Source organism: Streptomyces sp. NPDC051776, from assembly GCF_040681345.1.
Classification (GTDB): Bacteria; Actinomycetota; Actinomycetes; order Streptomycetales; family Streptomycetaceae; genus Streptomyces.
This window is the reverse complement of the sequence record NZ_JBFAYQ010000027.1, coordinates 63,559-78,578: the sequence shown is the minus strand read 5'-3', so window position 1 is coordinate 78,578 and position 15,020 is coordinate 63,559. Positions and strand designations below refer to the sequence as shown.

The 15,020-nt window shown below is 69.5% G+C and carries 16 protein-coding genes; 4 read left to right on the top strand and 12 right to left on the bottom strand.

Features of this window, described 5'->3' with window-relative positions; genetic code table 11:
- The first annotated feature begins 8 nt into the window (after positions 1-8).
- Positions 9-1,007, top strand: coding sequence for an inorganic phosphate transporter (locus AB0M26_RS20940; RefSeq protein WP_365263305.1), 999 nt, complete (start codon positions 9-11; stop codon positions 1,005-1,007).
- 362 nt (positions 1,008-1,369) lie between these two features.
- Here the strand turns inward: AB0M26_RS20940 and pstB are convergent, their stop codons facing one another.
- The 4 genes from pstB to pstS all read right to left on the bottom strand — a co-directional run bounded on the left by pstB (position 1,370) and on the right by pstS (position 5,490).
- On the bottom strand, positions 1,370-2,146 hold the full coding sequence (pstB, locus tag AB0M26_RS20935) for a phosphate ABC transporter ATP-binding protein PstB (RefSeq protein ID WP_365263304.1): 777 nt from the start codon (positions 2,144-2,146) through the stop codon (positions 1,370-1,372).
- A 29-nt stretch (positions 2,147-2,175) separates the two neighbouring features.
- Positions 2,176-3,252 (bottom strand): phosphate ABC transporter permease PstA, encoded by a 1,077-nt coding sequence (pstA, locus tag AB0M26_RS20930; RefSeq protein WP_365263303.1) that lies wholly within the window; start codon positions 3,250-3,252, stop codon positions 2,176-2,178.
- Positions 3,249-4,235 (bottom strand): phosphate ABC transporter permease subunit PstC, encoded by a 987-nt coding sequence (pstC, locus tag AB0M26_RS20925; RefSeq protein ID WP_365263302.1) that lies wholly within the window; start codon positions 4,233-4,235, stop codon positions 3,249-3,251. Before pstC ends, pstA begins: the two co-directional genes overlap by 4 nt.
- Positions 4,236-4,359: 124 nt before the next feature.
- Positions 4,360-5,490 (bottom strand): phosphate ABC transporter substrate-binding protein PstS, encoded by a 1,131-nt coding sequence (gene pstS / locus AB0M26_RS20920; protein WP_365263301.1) that lies wholly within the window; start codon positions 5,488-5,490, stop codon positions 4,360-4,362.
- A gap of 341 nt (positions 5,491-5,831) precedes the next feature.
- Here pstS and AB0M26_RS20915 point away from each other — a divergent pair, with 341 nt between their 5' ends.
- Positions 5,832-6,908 (top strand): NlpC/P60 family protein, encoded by a 1,077-nt coding sequence (locus tag AB0M26_RS20915; RefSeq protein WP_365263324.1) that lies wholly within the window; start codon positions 5,832-5,834, stop codon positions 6,906-6,908.
- Between the two features lie 60 nt (positions 6,909-6,968).
- Here AB0M26_RS20915 and AB0M26_RS20910 read toward each other — a convergent pair whose 3' ends face one another.
- Positions 6,969-7,499 carry an O-acetyl-ADP-ribose deacetylase gene (locus AB0M26_RS20910; RefSeq protein ID WP_365263300.1) on the bottom strand — a complete coding sequence of 177 codons (531 nt, stop codon included), beginning with the start codon at positions 7,497-7,499 and terminating at the stop codon, positions 6,969-6,971.
- Positions 7,500-7,667: 168 nt separating this feature from the next.
- Between AB0M26_RS20910 and AB0M26_RS20905 the strand changes: the two genes are divergently transcribed.
- Positions 7,668-9,032 carry a SpoIIE family protein phosphatase gene (locus tag AB0M26_RS20905; RefSeq protein WP_365263299.1) on the top strand — a complete coding sequence of 455 codons (1,365 nt, stop codon included), beginning with the start codon at positions 7,668-7,670 and terminating at the stop codon, positions 9,030-9,032.
- 88 nt (positions 9,033-9,120) lie between these two features.
- Here the strand turns inward: AB0M26_RS20905 and AB0M26_RS20900 are convergent, their stop codons facing one another.
- From AB0M26_RS20900 to AB0M26_RS20870, 7 genes are all read right to left on the bottom strand, one after another.
- Positions 9,121-9,459 (bottom strand): DUF2516 family protein, encoded by a 339-nt coding sequence (locus AB0M26_RS20900; RefSeq protein ID WP_365263298.1) that lies wholly within the window; start codon positions 9,457-9,459, stop codon positions 9,121-9,123.
- Positions 9,460-9,661: 202 nt separating this feature from the next.
- Positions 9,662-10,276 (bottom strand): hypothetical protein, encoded by a 615-nt coding sequence (locus tag AB0M26_RS20895; RefSeq protein ID WP_365263297.1) that lies wholly within the window; start codon positions 10,274-10,276, stop codon positions 9,662-9,664.
- 19 nt (positions 10,277-10,295) lie between these two features.
- Positions 10,296-10,691, bottom strand: a complete 396-nt coding sequence (locus AB0M26_RS20890; protein ID WP_365263296.1) for a helix-turn-helix transcriptional regulator — start codon at positions 10,689-10,691, stop codon at positions 10,296-10,298.
- Positions 10,692-11,071: 380 nt separating this feature from the next.
- Entirely contained in the window at positions 11,072-11,764 is a 693-nt protein-coding gene (locus tag AB0M26_RS20885) for a hypothetical protein (RefSeq protein ID WP_365263295.1), read from the bottom strand.
- A gap of 509 nt (positions 11,765-12,273) precedes the next feature.
- The gene (locus AB0M26_RS20880; protein ID WP_365263294.1) at positions 12,274-12,522 is read right to left on the bottom strand and encodes a helix-turn-helix transcriptional regulator; all 249 of its coding nucleotides are present in this window, start codon (positions 12,520-12,522) and stop codon (positions 12,274-12,276) included.
- A complete protein-coding gene (locus AB0M26_RS20875; protein WP_365263293.1) occupies positions 12,522-13,145 on the bottom strand; it encodes a DUF2975 domain-containing protein in 624 nt (207 codons plus the stop codon). Before AB0M26_RS20875 ends, AB0M26_RS20880 begins: the two co-directional genes overlap by 1 nt.
- A gap of 319 nt (positions 13,146-13,464) precedes the next feature.
- Positions 13,465-14,361 carry an aminoglycoside phosphotransferase family protein gene (locus AB0M26_RS20870; protein ID WP_365263292.1) on the bottom strand — a complete coding sequence of 299 codons (897 nt, stop codon included), beginning with the start codon at positions 14,359-14,361 and terminating at the stop codon, positions 13,465-13,467.
- Positions 14,362-14,500: 139 nt separating this feature from the next.
- On the opposite strand from AB0M26_RS20870, the gene AB0M26_RS20865 reads away from it, so the two are divergent.
- The gene (locus tag AB0M26_RS20865; RefSeq protein WP_365263291.1) at positions 14,501-14,941 is read left to right on the top strand and encodes a cupin domain-containing protein; all 441 of its coding nucleotides are present in this window, start codon (positions 14,501-14,503) and stop codon (positions 14,939-14,941) included.
- Positions 14,942-15,020 lie beyond the last annotated feature (79 nt).

The window sequence follows — 15,020 nt, the reverse complement described above, 5'->3', positions numbered from 1 at the left end:
CCCCGGCCATGGACACCTTCGCGCTCATCGTGACCATCGGGGTCGCGCTCTTCTTCACGTACACCAACGGCTTTCACGACTCCGCGAACGCCATCGCGACCTCGGTCTCCACGCGGGCGCTGACCCCGCGGGCCGCGCTCGCCATGGCCGCGGTCATGAACCTCGCGGGCGCCTTCCTGGGCAGCGGGGTGGCCAAGACGGTCAGTGAAGGGCTGATCGAGACGCCGACGGGCCGGTCGGGCATGGGCATTCTGTTCGCCGCCCTCGTGGGCGCGATCGTCTGGAACCTGACCACCTGGTACTTCGGTCTGCCGTCGTCGTCCAGCCATGCGCTCTTCGGCGGCATGGTCGGTGCGGCGCTCGCGGGCGGCACCGAGGTCATCTGGACCGGTGTGCTGGAGAAGGTCGTCATCCCGATGATCCTCTCCCCCCTCGTCGGCCTCGTCCTCGGCTATCTCGTGATGGTCGCCATCCTGTGGATCTTCCGGAGGGCCAACCCGCACAAGGCCAAGCGCGGTTTCCGTATAGCGCAGACCGTTTCGGCGGCGGGCATGGCGCTCGGCCACGGTCTGCAGGACGCTCAGAAGACCATGGGCGTCGTGGTGATGGCGCTCGTCATCGCGGACGTCGAGGACGCGGGCGACCCCATCCCGGTCTGGGTGAAGATCATCTGTGCCGTGATGCTGTCGCTCGGTACCTACGCGGGCGGGTGGCGCATCATGCGGACGCTGGGGCGCCGGATCATCGAGCTCGACCCCCCGCAGGGCTTCGCCTCCGAGACGACGGCCGCCTCCGTGATGTACACCGCGTCGTTCATGTTCGATGCGCCGATCTCGACGACGCATGTCATCACGTCGGCCATCATGGGCGTCGGCGCTACGAAGCGTGTGAACGCGGTGCGTTGGGGGGTCGCGAAGAACATCGTGGCGGGGTGGTTCATCACGATGCCGGCCGCGGCGGTGGTCGCCGCGCTGAGCTACGGCGTCGTCTACCTCGCCTTCGGCTGACGCGCCGCAGACCCCCACGCGCCGTGTTGCACACCCGCCTCGGCCCCGGTGCCGCCTCGCACACCCGCCGGCGTGGTGCCGCGCCGGCGCGGCTGTACGGACGGTAGGCGATCACGGGCCGTACCGGTGGCATGCCGACCCACGGTGCCGTACGGACCGACACGGAGCGGGCCCGCCCCCGGGAGCCGGGGGCGGGCCTTTCGTCTTGCGGTGGCACCGCCATGCAGCACCGCGAGACGTCTTGTGTCATGCGGCCGGGCCGCATGGGTGGTGTGTCGCGTCCGCCTTGCCGGTGGTCGCCCATCGCGCCGCGCACCTCCCCGGGCGCAGCGGGCGCGCAGCCCGGCGAGGTGCCGGCCGGATCACCCGAAGCGGCCGGAGATGTAATCCTCCGTCGCCTGCACCGACGGGTTGGAGAAGATCCGCTCCGTCTCGTCGATTTCGATCAGCTTGCCGGGCCGGCCGACGGCGGAGAGGTTGAAGAACGCCGTACGGTCCGAGACTCGGGCAGCCTGCTGCATGTTGTGCGTCACGATGACGATCGTGAAGCGCTCCTTCAGCTCGCCGATGAGGTCCTCGATGGCGAGGGTGGAGATCGGGTCCAGCGCCGAGCAGGGCTCGTCCATGAGCAGCACCTCGGGCTCGACCGCGATGGCGCGGGCTATGCACAGCCGCTGCTGCTGGCCGCCGGAGAGGCCGGAACCGGGCCTGTTCAGGCGGTCCTTGACCTCGTTCCACAGATTGGCGCCCCGCAGCGACTTCTCGACGATGCCGTCGAGTTCGCGCCTCTTGTACGAGCCGTTGAGCCGCAGGCCGGCGGCCACGTTGTCGTAGATGGACATCGTGGGGAACGGGTTGGGGCGCTGGAAGACCATGCCGACCGTGCGGCGTACTGCGACCGGGTCGATGCCGGAGGCGTAGAGGTTCTCGTCGTCGAGCATCACCTTGCCCTCGACGCGGCCTCCCGGAGTGACCTCGTGCATGCGGTTCAGGGTGCGGAGGAAGGTGGACTTGCCGCAGCCGGAGGGGCCGATGAAGGCCGTCACGGAGCGGGGCTCGACGGTCATCGAGATGTCCTCGATGGCCTTGTGGGAGCCGTAGTAGGCGGTGAGGCCGCTGACGTCGATGCGCTTGGCCATGTGAATCACTACTTCTTTCGTCCGGCCGGTCAGCGACCGGTCTTCGGGGCCTTCCAGCGGGCGATGCCCCGGGCCACCAGGTTGAGGATCATGACGAACGCGATGAGGACGAGCGCTGCCGCCCAGGCGCGGTCGAAGGAGACGTCCGTGCCCAGCTTGTACTGCTCGTAGACGTACAGCGGGAGCGAGGACTGCGCTCCGTTGAACGGGTCGTTGTTGATGAACGCGTTGCCGAACACCAGGAGCAGGACGGGGGCGGTCTCACCGGTGATGCGCGCCACCGCGAGCATGACGCCCGTGGTGATGCCGCCGATCGCGGTGGGCAGGACCACCTTGAGGATGGTGCGCCACTTCGGGATGCCCAGGGCGAGGGACGCCTCGCGCAGCTCGTTGGGCACGAGCCGCAGCATCTCCTCGGCGGAGCGCACGACGATCGGCATCATCAGGATCGCCAGGGCCAGGGCACCGGCGAGGCCGGAGAAGCCCATGTCGAAGGTCAGGACCCAGGTCGAGAGGATGAACAGGCCGGCGACGATCGACGGGATGCCCGTCATGACGTCGACGAAGAAGGTGACGGCCTTGGCGAGCCGGCCGCGCCCGTACTCGACCAGGTAGATCGCGGTGAGCAGGCCGATCGGGGCGGCGATCAGCGTCGCGATGCCGACCTGCTCCAGGGTGCCGATCATGGCGTGGTAGACGCCACCGCCCTCGTCGCTGCTGCCGAGACCGGCCATCGAGTGCGAGAGGAAGTCGGCGTCCAGGACCTCGGCGCCGCGGTCGATCGTGCCCCAGGCAAGCGAGACCAGCGGGATGATCGCGACGATGAAGCTGACCCAGACGAGGCTGGTGGCCACGCGGTCCTTGGCCTGCCGCCTGCCCTCGACGGAGCTGGTGATCGCGTACGTGGCGAGGACGTAGAGCAGACCGGCGATCAGGCCCCACTGGACCTTGCTGTGCCAGCCCGCGCCGACGCCGATGCCCGCGCCCGCACCGAGCGCCCCCGCGGCGATGCCGAGCGGGGCCCAGCGCGGCAGGCGGCGGTGGGTGAGGGTGGACGGGCCGGGGGCGCCGGTGACGGAGGGCTTTTCCATGACGAGGTTGCTCATGCGTTGGCCCCCGAGTACTCCTTGCGGCGGGCGATGATCAGGCGAGCGGTGCCGTTGACCAGCAGCGTGATGACGAAGAGCACCAGACCGGAGGCGATCAGCGCGTCACGGCCGTAGTCGTTCGCCTCGTTGAACTTCGCGGCGATGTTCTGGGCGAACGTGCCGCCGCCCGGGTCCAGCAGATGGCCGGAGAAGAGGAAACTCGGGGAGAGCACGGTGGCCACGGCCATCGTCTCGCCGAGCGCGCGGCCGAGGCCGAGCATCGAGGCGCTGATGATGCCGGAGCGGCCGAAGGGCAGCACCGACATGCGGATGACCTCCCAGCGCGTGGCGCCGAGGGCCAGCGCGGCCTCCTCGTGCATCTTGGGCACTTGGAGGAAGACCTCGCGGGTGACGTTGGTGATGATCGGCAGGATCATCACGGCCAGCAGGATGCCGACTGTGAAGAGTGAGCGGGCCGGGCCCGAGCCCTCCTTGTCGAAGATGTACGTCCAGCCCAGGTACTCGCTCAGCCAGCTGTTGACGCCGCCCAGGTACGGGACGAGGACGAGGGCGCCCCACAGGCCGTAGATGATGCTGGGGACCGCGGCGAGCAGGTCGATGACGTACGCCAGCGGGGCCGCGAGCTTCCGCGGCGCGTAGTGCGAGACGAACAGGGCGATGCCGACCGCGATGGGGACGGCGATGACCATGGCGATGATCGAGCTGACGACCGTGCCGTAGGCCAGGATCGCGATGCCGAACTCCGGCGGGCTCCCCGCCGGGTTCCACTCGAAGGCTGTGAGGAAGTTGGCCTCGTCCTCGGAGACGGCCAGGTACGCGCGGTAGGTGAGGAAGACCGCGATGGCCGCCATGATCACCAGCAGCAGAATGCCCGAGCCGCGCGAGAGGCCGAGGAAGACCTTGTCGCCGGCGCGGGTGGCTTTGCCCTTGGGGGCGGCGGGTGGCGGTGGCGAGGCAGATGCGGTGGGAGTCATGTCCATGTTCGCTCCGGTCTGTGAGGACCACTCCTGATGGGGGTGGCCCTGGCGGCGGTGCACCGGATGGGTGACCTCGGGCGTACGGCCCCGCCCTGTTTCTGAAGATGGGCGGGGCCGTACACCGAGGTCAGGAGAGGGTCGGGACGGTTTCGCGGACCTTGTTCGCGATCTCCTCGGGGAGCGGCGCGTAGCCCTCCTCGGTGAGGATCGACTGACCGTCCTTGCTGGCGGTGTAGGTCAGGAAGGACTTCACGGCGTCGAGCGTGTCGGCCTTGTTGCCCTTGTCGCAGGCGATCTCGTAGGTGACCAGGATGATCGGGTACGCGCCCTCGACCTTGGTGGTGTAGTCGAGGTCCATGGCGAGGTCCTTGCCCTTGCCGACGACCTTGGCGGCCGCGATGGCCTTGGAGGCGTTGTCGGAGGTGGCCTCGACGGGCTCGGCGGCACCGGTGTCGACCTTGACGGTGTTGATCTTCTGCGAGGTCGCGTAGGAGAGCTCGAAGTAGCCGATCGCACCGTCGGTCTGCTTGACCTGGGAAGCGACGCCGGAGGAACCGCTGGCGGACTGGCCGCCCTTGGCGGGCCAGGACTTCTCGTCCTCGTAACCCCAGTCCTTCGGCGCGGCCTTGCCCAGGTACTTGCCCAGGTTCTGGGTGGTGCCGGACTCGTCGGAGCGGTGGAACGCCTGGATCTCGGTGGAGGGGAGCTTCGCGTCCGGGTTCAGCTTCTTGATCGCCGGGTCGTCCCACTTCTTGATCTTCGAGTCGAAGATCTTCGCAATCGTCGGAGCGTCGAGGACCAGGTTGTCCACGCCGGACACGTTGTAGCCGATGGCGATCGGGCCGCCGAGCATCGGCAGGTTGATGCCCTGGCCACCCTTGCAGATCTTCTTGGACTCGGTGACCTCCTCCGGCTTCAGTGCGGAGTCGGAGCCGGCGAAAGCGGTCGAGCCCTGGAGGAACTCGGTGATACCGCCGCCGGAGCCGATGTCCTTGTAGTTGATCTGGGTGTCCTTGCAGGCCGTGGTGTAGGTCTGCACCCAGGCGTCGATGGCGTTCTTCTGCGCCGAGGATCCGGAGGCCAGGAGCTGGCCCGAACCGTCACACTTGATGTTGCTGGCGGCGGCCGTGTTGGTGGCCGCGCCGTCCTTCGCGTTGTCGTCAGAACCGCAGGACGTGAGGACAAGGGCACCGGACACTGCGACCGCGCCGACGGTCAGGGCGCGCAGTCCGCGGCCGTTCTTACGCTGAAGCTTCACCTTCGAGGTTCCTTCCTGGGGCCCGCCGGCGGACGGCGAAGCAGAGAGGGTGATTTCCGCATGGTCCGGCGGACGCACCGGCCCACCGGTAAGGCTGAAATTAGGCAGATCAGGTGAATCGATCGACGGGCACGAGTGAACGTGAGGTGAACCTCGACCGTCGGAGCGGCGACTCTGCCGATGGGGACCACTACGTGCCTCTGTTGCATTGCTGATGGAGACCACTACGTGCCTCTGTTGCATTACGGAGAGGCATGGCAACATCCGCACCGGGGACAACACGACACCAACGCGGATCGGTCGGTCGATACAGGAGGTGGCCGGTGAGGCGGCAGGGGGGCATGGGCGTAGGGCTCGTGACGGCGACTGCTCTGGTCTGTGCGATGAGTGCGCTGGTCGTACCCGGAGTGGCGAGCGGGGCGCCCCGCGAGCCCGCGCCGAGACCGTCGGCCGACCGGAGCCTGGAGGACGTCCGGAAGCAGGTCGAGAGGCTCTACCGGAAGGCCGAGGCGGCCACCGAGGCGTACAACGCCGCCCGCAGCGCCTCCGAGAAGCAGTCCCGGGAAATCGTCCGCATCGCCAAGGAGATCGTCCGCGCGCAGAAGAGGATGGACCGCCTCAAGAACCGCGCGGGCGCCCTCGCGCGCGCCCAGTACCGGGGCGGTTCGCTCCCCGACCAGGCCCAGCTCCTCCTGAGAAGCAGGCCCGAGGAGTTCTTCCACGACGCCGACCTGGCCCGCAAGGGCCAGCAGGCCACGAAGAGCCTGATGGGCGCGCTGGCCCGGACGCAGAGCGATCTGGACGAGTACGCGCACTCGGCGAGCGAGCAGTGGCAGAAGCTCGAGGAGAACCGAAAGAAAAAGGCCACCGCGAAGCAGGAGATCAAGAAGCGCCTCGCGGACGCCAAGAAGGTGGAAGAACGGCTCGAGAAGGACGAGTTGAAGCGCCTGCGCGAGCTGGAGGACGAGGTCGCCCGCGAGGCGCAGGCCAAGTGGCTGGACTCCGGCGTGCTCGACGAGATCAGCGACCGGGCTTCGAAGAAGGGCCGCAAGGCGATCGCCTTCGCCACACGGCAGATCGGCAAGGACTACGTGTGGGGAGCCGAGGGCCCCGACACGTACGACTGCTCCGGGCTGACGTCACAGGCCTGGCTGGCGGCGGGCCGTCCCATCCCGCGCACCTCGCAGGAGCAGTGGCGGCAGTTGCCCCGCATCAGGATCCGGGACATGCGCCCCGGAGACCTGATCATCTATCACCACGACGCGAGCCACGTGGGGATGTACGTCGGGAAGGGTGCGATCGTGCACGCCCCGCGGCCCGGCCGGCAGGTGACGCTCGCCGGCGCGGGTTCGATGCGGATCCTCGGGGTCGTACGCCCGGACAAGCAGCCCACCGGCCCTGCCGCGCCCAGGAGTTGACGGCGCGACAGGTGCGGGGAGCGCGGGGCGTGCGCTCGGGGGGTTCGCCGCGCGTGCCGGTCAGCGCTCCTCCCGCAGCGCGTCCCATGCTGTTGCGAACGCGTCGTACGCCTCCCGGCCGAAGAGCACGAAACGCGCCTCCGTGACCACCGTCGTCTTCGCGTCGCGGACCGCCGAGAGCGCGATGCGCGCGGCGTCCTCGAGCGGCCAGCGGTACACGCCTGTCGAGATGGCCGGGAAGGCGACCGTACGGGCGCCCAGCTCGTCGGCGACGCGCAGCGACTCGCGGTAGCAGGAGGCGAGTGTCTCCGACCGGTCTTCGCTGTCCGACCAGACCGGCCCTACCGTGTGGACCACCCAGCGGGCGGGGAGCCGCCCTGCCGTCGTCGCCGCCGCTTGGCCTGCCGGGAGCCCGTCCTCGTAGCGCGAGGCGCGCAGCGTCCGGCACTCCTGGAGGATCTCGGGACCGCCGCCGCGGTGGATGGCGCCGTCGACGCCACCGCCACCGAGAAGTGAGGAGTTCGCGGCGTTCACGACGGCATCGACCGTCTGGTCCGTGATGTCGCCCATGGACAGGGTGATGTTCGTCATTCCCCGATTGTCTCGCTTCCGGTCAAAAGCCCAGCAAGGAGCGGCATATGACAGGTGCGGTTTCCGATTCTCCATTCCGCATTGGTGCGATGGAACGCTAGGGTCGCCTGTCAGCGTCCGTCGTCGGGCGTTTGCTGTGCCCTCGGGGGGAGGGAAGGAAGAAGAGGAATGCCCGTACCCGTACCGCAGCAAGGGGAAGCTCTCGCTGCGGGAGGTGCCTCGGCCGGCACCCCGGTCCGCTCCGGGGCGGAACGGCCGGTGCTGCCGCAGCAAGCCGGGCCGGTCGACAGCGCCGGGCCCGGCCATACCTCCATACCCGGCTCCGGGCCCGCGGCCGCCGGTGAGGCGCCTCACGGTCCCGGGCTGACACTGCTGGTGATCGAGGACCACCCGGCCGTTCCGCTGAACCTCCCGGAGATGCTGGACGCCGAGGGCAAACGGGTCCGGATCCGCACCGCCCGCAACCTCACCGAGGCCGAGCGGCTGCTCACCGACGACGTGCACTGCATCCTGCTCGACCTCGCCCTGGCCGTCCCGGGCAAGGGGAAGGGCGAGGGCGACGAGCTGGACACGCTGCGTCATGTGCTGGAGCTCGCACCGCGTCACGCGGTGCTCGCCCTGACCGCCGAGGCGGACGCCGAGCGCGGCGCCGAGGCCGTACGCGTCGGGGCGCAGGACTACCTCTTCCGCAACGAGCTCGACGAGCAGTTGTTGAACCGCGCCATCCGCTACGCCGTGGAGCGCAAGCGGGCCGACGTGGCGCACCGCCGCCTCACCGAATCGGTTCTGCGCAGCCAGGAGAACTCCCGGCTGGAGCGCGGCCTGCTGCCCCGGCCGCTGCTCGACGGCTCCGACCTGCGCTTCGCTGCCCGTTACCGCCCCGGCCGCAGCCGGGCGCTGCTGGGCGGGGACTTCTACGACACCGTCCGCACGCAGGACGGCACGGTGCACGCGATGATCGGCGACGTCTGCGGGCACGGCCCCGACGAGGCCGCGCTCGGCGTCGAACTCCGCATCGCCTGGCGCGCCCTGACCTTCGCGGGCCTGTGCGGCGACGAACTGCTCGGCACCCTGCAGAAGGTGCTGGAGAACGAGCGGGCGGACGAGGAGATCTTCGCCACGCTCTGCACCGTGGACATCGCGCCCGACGGCCGGCGCGCCGGGCTGTGCCTGGCGGGCCACCCCGCACCCCTCGTCGTCCGCCCCGGCCTGGGGCCGCAGCTCCTGCCGTACGAGGAGGGTGGCCCGGCGCTCGGTCTGCTGCCGCGCGCCCGCTGGCCGCGGCTCCAGGTCGAGCTGGGCGGTGACTGGAGCCTGATGATGTACACCGACGGCCTGATCGAGGGCCGCATAGGGCAGGGCACGCAGCGGCTCGGCCAGGAGGGCATGGTCGCGATGGTGGCCCGCCTGCTCCGTACCGGCATGCGCGGGGAGGCGCTGCTGGACGCGGCACTGGCGGAGGCGCGCTCGCTCAACGGCGGCGAGCTCAACGACGATGTGGCGGTGCTGCTGCTCGACCGCGGGCAGTGCTGAGGCACCAGCGGCCGAAAGACCTTGAGGGAACGTTCCTCCGGGGCGAGGGAACGCTGATGGCGTCCACGTCCGACGCCATGGCCAAGGGTCAGCGCCCGCCGTTGAAGGGCCCGTACGGGCCGTCGGAGCTGCTGCCGCGCCGCTTGCCGCCGCGGCCACCGCCCGGGAGCGACTTGATCGCGGGCCGGACATCGACGATGTAGACGATCGCCGCGATGAGCCCGATGACCACGAGGAAGAAGAACTCGAAGACGTTCACGACGACCGCGAGACCGAGGATGATCAGCCAGAACGGCTTGGTCTGCTTGTCCGCCGCGCGGAACGCGTCCTCGCGCCGGAGCAGGGCGTCGCCGAATGCGAACCCCGTGAACAGGAGCACGCCGAGGGCGAGCCAGTCCAGTACGTCGTTGAAGCCCTCACGCAACACGCCGTCCACCACCTAGAGAGAGCCGTGAGTCCATCGGACGCGCTGCGTCCCGCCCGCCACCGTACCCGTGGCGACCGGTCCCGTGCACGGAGGGCGACCGGCCTCCGTGCACGGGACGGGGGCACACCGGGCTCCGTGCGACGACCGGAGGGCCGGGCACGCGGTGCGCGCCCGGCCCTCCGGTCGTTCCCGGCGCCGTCGGTCACTGTCCCGGCTTCGCTGCCGGCCTCTTGGCGACCGGCTTGCGGGCCGGGGTGGGCTTCTTCGCGCCCGCCGACTTGGCCTGCTCGGCCTTCGGCTGCTGGGGCTTGCCGTTCGACGCCTGTACCTCGGCCTCGGCCTCGGCCTCGGCCTCGGCCTCGGGCTCGGGCTCGACGGCCACGGCGATCTCCGCGATCTCCTCGGCGGTCTCACCGCGCCAGGTCCGGACGGCCCGCTGACCGCGCTCGGCGAGCTCGTCGTACGTCTCACGGGCCTTGACCGCGTACTCGGCGGCCTTGCCGACGCCCTGGAGCGCGATGTCCTGAGCCTGGTCGCGGAACTTCTTCAGGTCGGTGTCGAGGTTCCCGATGACCTCGTTCACCTTGGCCTGGACGACGGTCTGGGCCTCCTTCGCCTGCTTGGTCACCCGCTCCTGAACGGCCTTGGGGTCGGTGGACCGTACGGCCGCGATGCGCTCGGGAGCCTCGGCGCGGAACTTCTCGATCAGCGCCGGCACCTCACGGAGCTTCTCGGCGGCGAGGTCGGTGGCCCCGGCCGCGACGTAGAGGGGGGTCGGGTCGGTCAGGGTCTTGCGCAGGTCGTCGGTGATGGCCATGGCTATGGGTTCTCCCGGATCAGTTGGAGGGTTTGCTGGCTTCGTGGTCCGGCTTGTCGTCGCCCGTCACGAGTCCGTTCTCCTTGCGGAACGACTCGTAGATCTGCAGCAGCACCTGCTTCTGCCGCTCGTTGATCGTCGGATCGGTGAGTATCGCGCTCTGCACCTCGACTCCCTCCCGGTCCCGCTCGTCGAGGATCCCGGCCTGCACGTAAAGGGTCTCCGCGGAGATGCGCAGCGCCTTGGCCAGCTGCTGCAGGATCTCCGCGCTCGGCTTGCGCAGGCCGCGCTCGATCTGGCTGAGATACGGGTTGGACACTCCGGCGGCGTCCGCGAGCTGTCGCAGGGAGAGCTGCGCGCTGCGCCGCTGCTCCCGCAGGAACTCGCCCAGGTTGCCGACGTTGAGTGAAGCCATGGTTCAATCCTGCCTCCGCGTGCTAACTTTTGCAAGCAGGCGCTTGCAAAAGTGTCGTACCCAACATGTCAGGGCTGGGGACTGGGACCGGGCGGGATCGGTGTCGTGCGTGCAGGACAACCGATGTGCCGAGTGCGGTCCGCCCCTCGGAGAATCGTGGTCACGGGCACGCCCCTCGGTCCGGTGTATCCGCGATCCGGGATGACGCGCACACAATTCCCCGGGGGGCGTCGTCTCGGGGGCCGGGAGAAGATGGGCGGCGCCACCGAGGTCGGTCAAGGCTCGTCGCCTCTGCCGCTTTGCTGCGGAGCGGCGTGCCCGGAGGCGGAGCGACCCGGATCTGCGGGGGCCCCCGGGGCACGGTCGGGCGTGCCGGGAGGTCAGGGAGTGAGCTCGCCGAGACTCACCTCATCCGCCTGGCAAACGCTGAACACGCCCACGTCGCCGCTGTCGTCGGTCACGTCGACATTGCGGTACTCCTCGTCGGGCAGGGCGACCTGGACCTCGCTCGCCTGCAAGCAGCTGTCGGGGTCTTCCCCGCCCTGGGGGACGTCGGGGTATGCGACAGGGGCCGACACGCTCATTCCCGGCCCCACCTCGATCGGCTTGTCGCTGAGCTCCGCGTTGTCGACCATCACGGCGTCCTCCGCCGAGAACTCGATGCCGCCGGTGATGAGACACGTTTCGTCAGTGATGTTCTCGATCGTCACATGGGACGTCGCGTACTCGGTCTCGGACCCTTCCTCCCCGAGGGCGAAGCTCACGTCGGTGATGTCGTTGGTGCAGGGCGGCGCCTCGTCCTGGCCGGCGCCGTCACCGCCACCACTGCCGGAGATGTCGCCGTTGTCGCTGTTGCCAGAATTGCTCTTTCCGGAACCGCCGTTGCCCTTGCCGTCGTTGCCGGAGCCGGAACCGCTGTCGCCCTTGCCCTCGCTGCCCTTCGAAGTGGCCGACGCGGACGAGGTGGGTTTTTCGCCTCCGGCGTTGTCGCCCTTGTTTCCCTCGCAGCCTGTCAGGCCCAGGGTTGCCACCAGGAGGGCACTCGCGGTGGCGGAAATGGCTCGAACTCGCATCGATGTCTCCGTCCGGAATCTCGCCTCGGCCACGGCCCTACGAATCGGGCATGGCCACGTCACGTAGGCAGGAGACTCGCGATCGGCCGAGGGTTCAGCTCCTCCGGAGTGACGCACGTCACGCCGGAAGAGGGTCCGTAGGTCGTCACGCCATCTTCACAAAACTCAACTCACTGCAGCAGGGCCCAACTGGATGTCCGCCGCTCCGTTCTGGATCGCCCCTTTCATCAGGAGGACCGGCCCGCCCCCACCAGCCAAACGGACGGGCGGACCGTCGCTCCGCCATGTTGAGAGATAGGGAGATCAGTCGTCGGACGTCTTACTCGGGCTTCATCAATCATTCACATCGCTGGGAGCGGCGATTCACCGATCCTCCACCGGATGCCGACGGTTCGGTCACGGTGGTGCGGGAGCCCTCGGCCCACCCGTCCGGTCGCCTTCGCCGGACTCACCGACATCGTCCACCGACATCGTCCGCGGGGCCGAATGCCGCATCGCACGGGAGGGGTTCACGCGGGGCTGTCCGCGGCCGCCTCCCTGTGCGCGAAGGTGAGGAGCTCCCCGGGCTGGCATTCGAGTTCACGGCAGATGGCGCTCAGTGTGCTGAAGCGGATCGCCTTGGCCCGGTCGTTCTTGAGGATGGACAGGTTCGCGACCGTCACGCCGACCCCTTCGGCCAACTCCGCCAGCGTCATGCCCCGTTCGCCGAGCAGCCGGTCCAGGTGGCAGGTGATCTGGTGCGGCTCCTCCGGCGGCATCAGACCAGCCCTTCGGTGTCGGCGTGCAGGCGTGTGCCGCGGCGGAACGCCTCGGAGGCGCCGCCGACGAGCAGTGCGAGGAAGACGACGCCTACCTTCAGGTCGTACGGGGTCCAGACGGTGGACTGCACGTCGTGCCCGCTGACGAGCAGGTGGGTGGTGATCACGTCCAGGGCCGGGACGACGGCGCCGATCAGGAACAGGGTGACGGCGATGACCCGGAGGCGCCGCGTGTTCCGGGCTGCGAAGAAGTCGCGCACCTGGAAGGTCTGCGCCAGGTGCAGGACGGCCAGGAGCATCACCACGACCAGCACGCCCCGCGTGAGTGTCGGAAGCAGGAGCAGTACGCGTTCGATGAGGTCGGGATCGGCGATGTTCAGCACCGCGTGATCGGTGCCGCTCACCGACACGGGCCCGCGGTCGAACCCCGAAGCCGCGGCGTCGGGTATCTCGGTGGTCGCCCGGACGTGCACGGCGCGGACGTCGTGGGAGCCGGATGCCGGGCCAGCGATGGCGACGAGCGGGATCAGCACATCGGCGAAAGCCACCAGCAACAGGCCGAGGCCGATGATCAGTTCGAGAGCCCGGTTGTTGAGCCGCGCCCACCAGGTGGTGTCGTTCATGGTTCTCCTGCTTCCCTGGGTCATGCCGTTTTTCGATATTATCGATAAACGATATGGCGTCAAGGGGTCGCGCAACCGGGTCCCCGACGCCGGCGTCCATCCGTCCAAGCCCGAGATCGCGACCCGTCGGTGCGGTTCGTGGACATCTGCGCTTGCCCGGCTTCCGTCCGGAGGCGCTGGTGGGGGGCGTAGGGCGGTGGCGCGGCGGGTCGGGGGCGTAGGGCGGTGGTGCGTGGTCGGGAGGTGTGGGGCGGTGGCGCGTGGGCGGATGCGTACGGCGGCGCGCCCCCGTGCGGTCACACGCGCCGGCGGCCGCCGGTCACACGCTCCCGTGGTCGCCGAGGACCTCGCCGATCACATGGCGGGCGTTGGCCGCCATCGCCGGGTTCGTGTCCCGGTAGTACGGGAGTTGGATGAGCGCCATCGACAGAGCCCGTCCGCGTCCCCGTGCCCAGGTGGCGTCATCGACCGCGAGCGCGGCGCGGAAGGTGCCCCGCGCGCCGGGCGGGAGGAGGTTCCAGGCCGGAATCAGATCGCAGGCGGGGTCGCCCACGCCCACGGTCCCGAAGTCGATGACCGCGCTGAGCCGCCCGTTCTCGACGAGCAGATTCCCCGGCATCAGGTCGGAGTGGACCCATACGGGCGGCCCGGACCACTCCGGCGCCTCCGAAGATGCCTCCCAGGCCGCCGTCGCCGCATCGGTGTCGATGATTCCCCGCAACTCCTCCAGGGCCGACCGTGTCTCGGCGTCCTGCGTCGTCAACGGCCCGCCGCGGTAAGCGGGTGGCGCGTCAGCGGGGTCGATCCGCCGGAGCGCCGAGACGACCGCGGCGAGATCGGTGGCGAGGCGGGCGGGCTCGGTGAGGCGGCCGACGACCGGGTGCTCCCCGTCGAGCCAGCGGTGTACGGACCAGTGCCAGGGGTAGCCCTCCCCCGGCACTCCCTTCGCCAGGACGGCGGGGACGGCGACCGGAAGCTTGGGGGCGAGCCACGGCAGCAAGCGGTGCTCGGTCTCCACGTCCTTCGCGCCGCCTTCGATGCGGGGCAGCCGTACGGACATGGCGTCGCCGAGCCGGTACACCGCATTGACCGTCCCCGACGACGGGAACGGTTCGACGGGCAGGTCCGCCCACTGCGGGAACTGCCCGGCGATCAGGCGGCGCACGAGGTGGACGTCCGTGCTCGGCTCGTTGGCGTGCATCGTGCCGACGCTCATCAACACCTTCTTCACCGGAGCGGACCTCGACGGCCATGGGAGCGCTCCGGGGTCGTGCCCGTCAACCGCCTTTCGGCGTGGCGGAGGGGGGGCCTTCGAGCGGGTGGCTCCGGGGCACATCAGGGCGCAGGATGGTGGGGTGAGCAACCGACCGACGGAGCCGATCGACCTCCGGATCGCGCTGAGCGCCTTCGATGCCCTGTGGAGTCCGCGCATCGTGACGCGGGTGAACGACTACGACGTACGGATCGCCAAAGTCGCCGGCGAACACGTCTGGCACGTGCATGAGGACACCGACGAGTTCTTCCTCGTCCTCGACGGGGAGCTCGACATCGCCCTGCGTGACGCCGGGGAGGGGGCGGACGGCGAGGGAGCCGCGGGGGCCCGAGGCGGTGAGCGAGTGGTCACGCTGGAGCGCGGTGCCGTGTTCGTCGTCCCGCGGGGCACCGAGCACAAGCCTTCCTCGGCGTCGGGCGCCTCGATCCTGATGTTCGAGCCTGCCGGGACGCCTTCGGTCGGCGACCGGCATGACCCGGTGCCCGATCACGTCGACGCGACCACCGGGCACGAACTCGGCTGATCCGGAAGGGAATCGGCCGGCTGACGGCCGTCGTGCGGCGGCATCCTCGGGGGTGTGGGCCCGCTCCCGGTGTGCTGTT